The following is a 6,221-nucleotide window of genomic DNA, read 5'->3' as shown; positions in this document are numbered from 1 at the left end:
CTTGCGGGCCCCCGGGGATCACCTCACGCGGCCCCCGGGGTCACCCCGCCCCCCCGCGTCACCCCACGCGGTCCGCCGGGTGCGGCGCCACCAGCGGCAGGTGCGAGGCGAGCCGCGCCTCGCACAGCTCGACCAGCCGCGCGTACGCCTGCTTGCCCATCAGCTCCGTCAGCTCCGGCCGGTACGAGACGTAGACCGGCTCGCCCGCGCCGTGCGCCGAGGTCGCGGAGGTGCACCACCAGTGCAGGTCGTGACCGCCCGGGCCCCAGCCCCTGCGGTCGTACTCGCCGATCGACACCTGGAGGATCTGTGTGCCGTCCGGCCGCTCCACCCAGTCGTACGTCCTGCGCACCGGGAGCTGCCAGCACACGTCCGGCTTCGTCTCCAGCGGCTCGCGGCCCTCGCGCAGCGCCAGGATGTGCAGCGCGCAGCCCGCGCCACCCGCGAAACCGGGCCGGTTCTGGAACACGCACGAGCCCTGCCAGCGCCGCGTCTGCCGCTCCCCGTCGTTCTCGTCGAGCTGCACCCAGCCGGTCGAGGTGCCCACGTCGTGGTGCTGCCAGATGTCCGGCGTCAGGCGCTCGACGAACCCCGCGACCCGCTCCTCGTCCTCCTCGTCCGAGAAGTGCGCCCCGAGCGTGCAGCACCCGTCGTCCGCGCGCCCGGCCTGGATGCCCTGGCAGCCGCTGCCGAAGACGCAGGACCAGCGCGAGGTGAGCCACGTCAGATCGCAGCGGAAGACCTGCTCCTCGTCGTCCGGGTCGGGGAACTCCACCCACGCCCGCGCGAAATCGAGCCCCTTCTCGTCGCCCTCGGGGAGCGGGGGCGCGCCGGGACCGGCCGCGGCGACGGCCACCGCACCCGAGCCCTCCGCGTCCGAAGCGTCCTCCGGCGAGGCGGTCCGCAGCTCGCGCGCGAGCAGAGCGGCCTGCTTCGCGCTCCGCTTGGCGTCCCGCCCGCCGACCGGCTTCCCGCCCCGCCCGGCACCCGGCTTCGCGCTCCGGCCGTCCGCCCGCTTCTCGTCCTGCTTGCGCTTCCGCTTGTCCTGCTTCTGCTGCGGCATCTCGGGAGCCTCTTCGGAGCGCGGCATTTCCGGGGACTTCGCCTTTTTCGTCTTCGGCACGCGCCCAGCGTAAGCGCGTCGCCCCGCCGACCGGGAACGTCGCGCCCGCGTCCCCCGAAGGTCACACCGCGGGCCCCCGGCGCGCGGCCGCCCCCGCGCCGTTCCCGCCACCCGTGCGCCACCCGTGCTCCCGGCCCCGCGCCCGCGCTTCCGGTCCCTCGTGCCCCCGTACGCCCCGGCCCGCCGCTGCGTACCCCGCCCGCGCGCCGGGCCCGGCGCAGTAGCGTGTGCGGCCACGAGGCTCGGAGTACTCGACGTCGGCTCGAACACGGTGCACCTGCTCGTCGTGGACGCCCACCACGGCGCGCGGCCGCTGCCCGCGCACTCGCACAAGGCGGAACTGCGCCTGGCCCAGCTCCTCGACGCGGACGGCGCGATCGGCGAACGCGGGGTGACCGCGCTCGTCGCCACCCTGCGCGAGGCACTGCGGGTGGCCGAGGACAAGGGCGTCGAGGAACTGCTCCCCTTCGCGACCTCCGCCGTGCGCGACGCCGTCAACGCCGACGAGGTCCTGCGCCGTGTGCGCGCGGAGACGGGCGTGCGGCTCGACGTGCTCAGCGGAGCGGAGGAGGCACGGCTCACGTTCCTCGCCGCGCGCCGTTGGTTCGGCTGGTCGGCGGGCCGGCTGCTGCTCCTCGACATCGGCGGCGGCTCGCTGGAGATCGCCTACGGCCTGGACGAGGAACCCGACGCCGCCGTCCCGCTCCCGCTCGGCGCCGGCCGCCTCACCCACACGCGCCTGCCCGGCGACCCGCCCGCGTCCGCGGACGTGCGGGGGCTGCGCACCTACGTACGGGCCTCGATAGCCCGCGTCGTCGGCGAGTTCAGCCGCTTCGGGCCGCCCGACCACGTCGTCGCGACCTCCAAGACCTTCCGCCGCCTCGCGCGCGTCGGCGGCGCCGCCCGCTCCTCCGAGGGCCTGTACGTGACGCGCGAGCTCAAGCGCCGTTCGCTGGAGGAGTGGGTGCCGCGCCTCGCCGCGATGACCGCCGCCGAGCGCGCCGAACTCCCCGGCATCCCCGAGGACCGCGCCGACCAGCGCCTCGCCGGGGCGATCGTCGCCGAGGGCGCCTTCGACCTCTTCGGCGTCGAACGCGCCGAGATCTGCCCCTGGGCCCTCCGTGAAGGCGTCATCCTCCGCCGCCTCGACAGCCTCGACCGCGCCGGAGGGACGCGCGGTCCCGGCCGCGCGGGAGACGCGAGCGGGTCCGGCCTCGCCGGAGAGACGCGCGGGGGCGGTCTCGCCGAGGGCGTTCGCACGACGGCGACGACGCCGGTCACGCCCCGGACGCCGGGGAGCTGAGGACGGGACCGCCCGCCCGGCCCGCTTCCGCCCGGCCCGCCTCCGTTTCCGCCCTCCCCGCCCCGACCGTGGCGCACCGCACACGTCGCGCCCGCGCGCAGGCCGGGCCGGGCGCGACCGCCGCCCGCGCGTCGCGGCGGGCTCGCGCACGGACGGCCGCGTGCCGCCGCCCCGTACGCTGTGGGGGTGGTTGAAGCAGCGGTCCGCGTTCCGGTGGCGAAGGTCGCCCTGTCCACGGCCTCGGTCTATCCGGAGTCGACGGCGACGGCCTTCGAGATCGCCGCGCGCCTCGGGTACGACGGCGTCGAGGTCATGGTGTGGACCGACCCGGTCAGCCAGGACATCGACGCCCTGCGCAGGCTCTCCGACTTCCACCGCGTCCCCGTCCTCGCCGTCCACGCCCCCTGTCTGCTGATCACCCAGCGCGTGTGGACGACGGACCCCTGGACCAAGCTCCAGCGCGCCCGCAGCGCCGCCGAGCGCCTCGGCGCCTCGGCCGTCGTCGTCCACCCGCCCTTCCGCTGGCAGCGCCAGTACGCGCGCGACTTCGTGACCGGCGTCTGGCGCATGGCGGACGAGACGGACGTGCGCTTCGCCGTCGAGAACATGTACCCCTGGCGCTACCGCGAGCGCGAACTCCTCGCCTACGCCCCCGACTGGGACGTCACGCACGACGACTACCGGCACTTCACCGTCGACCTCTCGCACACCGCGACGGCCCGCACCGACGCCACGGCGATGATCGCGCGCGTGGGCGACCGCCTCGCCCACGTGCACCTCGCCGACGGCTCCGGCTCCGGCAAGGACGAGCACCTCGTCCCGGGCCGGGGTACCCAGCCCTGCGCCGAGACGCTCGAACGCCTCGCCGCGAGCGGCTTCACGGGGCACGTGGTCATCGAGGTCAACACGCGGCGCGCGATGTCCAACGCCGAACGCGAGGCCGACCTCGCCGAAGCCCTCGCCTACACGCGCCTCCACCTCGCCGCCCCGCTCGCCCCGCCCCGCCCCGAGGCCAGCGGGAGCCCGCACACCGAGCCCGGCCCGCCCGCCCCGTCATCCGCGAGGTCCCCCCGCCCCTGAACACCACCCGGGCGAGCGACCCGGCGGACACGCGGAACAGGCGCGTGCCGCACGCGCGGCGCACTTTGCACCTCATCGCAACAGGGCAGGGCAGCACACGGCACGGCAGCTCACGGCACGCACGCGGGAGGCGCGGTACGCAGGCGGACGACTACTCATGTGGTGGATTCCCCGCCGACGCCCCGGCCGGCCCCCCAAGGCCCTCGCCGCGAACGGCCCCGGCGCCAGGGAACGCATCCTCGACGCCGCCAGGACCGCCTTCGCCGCGCAGGGCTACGACCGCACCCCGGTCCGCGCCGTCGCCCGGCTCGCCGGGGTCGACGCCTCCCTCGTGCACCACTACTTCGGCACGAAGGACGCCCTGTTCGCCGCCGCCGTCGAAGCGCACTTCGGCCCGGCGCACGGGCTCGCCGACGTGATCGGCGCGGGCGCCGACGGCGTCGGCGAACGCCTCGCCGCCTACTTCTTCGGCATCTGGGAGAACCCCGCGACGCGGGCCCCGCTGCTCGCCCTCGTCCGCTCCGCGCTCACCCACGAGGCCGCCGCCGGGGTCCTGCGCTCCCTCGTCCTCAGCCGCCTCCTCGAACGCATCGCCCAAGGGCTCGACGTCCCCGAACCCCGGCTGCGGGCCGAACTCGCCGCCTCGCACCTCGTCGGCATCGCCCTGCTCCGCTACGTGCTCGCCGTCGAACCCATCGCCTCCGAACCCGCTGCGAGCCTCGTCGCCGCCGTCGCCCCCACCCTCCAGCGCTACCTCACCGACCCGGACCCGGGCCTCACGGCGGAACGGACCACCGCCGGGCCCTGACCACCCCCCACGCCCGCCCGCGGGGGCCGCGGGGACGGCGCCGCACCGAGAAGGAACGTCCCGCATTCCGGACACCCTGTCCAGATCTTGGAGCGCAGGCGTACGCTCGACGGCAAGCCCGACGCGTCGCGGGCGGCCCTCCCGGCCGCACCCGGCGCGCATCACCACCCCGTACGACGAGGAGCGAGCGACGATGCCCGAGCTGAGGTCCCGCACTGTCACCCACGGCCGCAACATGGCGGGTGCCCGCGCCCTTATGCGCGCCTCGGGCGTAGCGAGCGCGGACATCGGCAAGCCGATCGTCGCCATCGCGAACTCGTTCACCGAGTTCGTGCCCGGCCACACGCACCTCCAGCCCGTCGGCCGGATCGTCTCCGAGGCCGTCAAGGCGGCGGGCGCCGTGCCGCGCGAGTTCAACACGATCGCCGTGGACGACGGCATCGCGATGGGCCACGGCGGGATGCTCTACTCGCTGCCCTCGCGCGACCTCATCGCCGACTCGGTCGAGTACATGGTCGAGGCGCACTGCGCCGACGCGCTCATCTGCATCTCCAACTGCGACAAGATCACCCCCGGGATGCTGATGGCCGCCCTGCGCCTCAACATCCCGACGGTCTTCGTCTCCGGCGGCCCCATGGAGGCCGGCAAGGCGACGCTGGTCGACGGCACCGTCCGCAAGCTCGACCTGATCAACGCGATCAGCGACGCGGTCAACGAGTCGGTCTCGGACGAGGACATCCTCCGCATCGAGGAGAACGCCTGCCCCACCTGCGGGTCCTGCTCCGGCATGTTCACCGCCAACTCGATGAACTGCCTCACCGAGGCGATCGGCCTCGCGCTCCCCGGCAACGGCTCCGTCCTCGCGACGCACACGGCCCGCCGCGCCCTCTACGAGAAGGCCGGCGAGACCGTCGTGGAGCTCGTCCGCCGCTACTACGAGCAGGACGACGACAGCGTCCTGCCGCGCAACATCGCCACCCACGCGGCCTTCGAGAACGCCATGGCGCTCGACATCGCCATGGGCGGCTCGACCAACACGATCCTCCACCTGCTCGCGGCCGCCCGCGAGGCCGGCGCGGACTACGACCTGCACGACATCAACGACGTCTCCCGCCGCGTCCCCTGCCTCGCGAAGGTCGCCCCCAACGTGGCCGGCTCGACCACGTACTACATGGAGGACGTGCACCGCGCGGGCGGCATCCCCGCGATCCTCGGCGAGCTGTACCGGGGCGGGCTGCTCAACGAGGACGTCCACACGATCCACTCGCCCTCCGTCAAGGAGTGGCTGGGGACCTGGGACGTGCGCAGCGGCACGCCGGGCCAGGAGGCCGTCGAGCTGTGGCACGCCGCCCCCGGCTGCCGCCGCAGCGCCGAGGCGTTCTCGCAGTCGGAGCGCTGGGACTCGCTCGACACCGACGCGGCGGGCGGCTGCATCCGCGACGTCGCGCACGCCTACTCGCAGGACGGCGGGCTCGCCGTGCTGCGCGGCAACCTCGCCGAGGACGGCGCCGTCGTGAAGACCGCGGGCGTGGACGAGTCCATCTGGACCTTCGAGGGCCCCGCCGTCGTCTGCGAGTCGCAGGAGGAGGCCGTCGAGAAGATCCTCGCCAAGAAGGTCGCCCCCGGCGACGTCGTCGTCATCCGCTACGAGGGCCCCAAGGGCGGCCCCGGAATGCAGGAGATGCTCTACCCGACGTCCTTCCTCAAGGGCCGCGGGCTCGGCAAGGTGTGCGCGCTCGTCACCGACGGCCGCTTCTCCGGCGGCACCTCCGGTCTCTCCATCGGCCACGCCTCGCCCGAGGCCGCCGCCGGCGGCACCATCGCGCTGGTCGAGGACGGCGACCGCATCCGGATCGACATCCCGAACCGCTCGATGGAACTCCTCGTGGACGAGGAGACCCTGGCGG

General features: G+C 74.7%; 5 protein-coding genes. 4 read left to right on the top strand and 1 reads right to left on the bottom strand.

The genetic code is table 11. The features are described 5' to 3' along the window. Nucleotides 1–58 precede the first annotated feature (58 nt). The gene (locus SSBG_RS11670; protein WP_420790270.1) at nucleotides 59–1,123 is read right to left on the bottom strand and encodes a hypothetical protein; all 1,065 of its coding nucleotides are present in this window, start codon (nucleotides 1,121–1,123) and stop codon (nucleotides 59–61) included. Nucleotides 1,124–1,394: 271 nt separating this feature from the next. Between SSBG_RS11670 and SSBG_RS11665 the strand changes: the two genes are divergently transcribed. The 4 genes from SSBG_RS11665 to ilvD all read left to right on the top strand — a co-directional run. Next, a complete protein-coding gene (locus tag SSBG_RS11665; RefSeq protein WP_008746339.1) occupies nucleotides 1,395–2,426 on the top strand; it encodes a Ppx/GppA phosphatase family protein in 1,032 nt (343 codons plus the stop codon). Nucleotides 2,427–2,612: 186 nt separating this feature from the next. After that, entirely contained in the window at nucleotides 2,613–3,506 is an 894-nt protein-coding gene (locus tag SSBG_RS11660) for a sugar phosphate isomerase/epimerase family protein (protein WP_037869513.1), read from the top strand. 157 nt (nucleotides 3,507–3,663) lie between these two features. Beyond that, the gene (locus tag SSBG_RS11655; protein WP_008746337.1) at nucleotides 3,664–4,314 is read left to right on the top strand and encodes a TetR family transcriptional regulator; all 651 of its coding nucleotides are present in this window, start codon (nucleotides 3,664–3,666) and stop codon (nucleotides 4,312–4,314) included. A gap of 193 nt (nucleotides 4,315–4,507) precedes the next feature. Continuing rightward, a partial coding sequence (gene ilvD / locus SSBG_RS11650; RefSeq protein WP_008746336.1) for a dihydroxy-acid dehydratase occupies nucleotides 4,508–6,221 on the top strand: 1,714 nt, incomplete at its 3' end.

This window comes from Streptomyces sp. SPB074 (genome assembly GCF_000154905.1).
GTDB lineage: Bacteria > Actinomycetota > Actinomycetes > Streptomycetales > Streptomycetaceae > Streptomyces.
The sequence above is the reverse complement of the archived record's forward strand: the minus strand, read 5'-3'. Positions and strand labels throughout refer to the sequence as shown.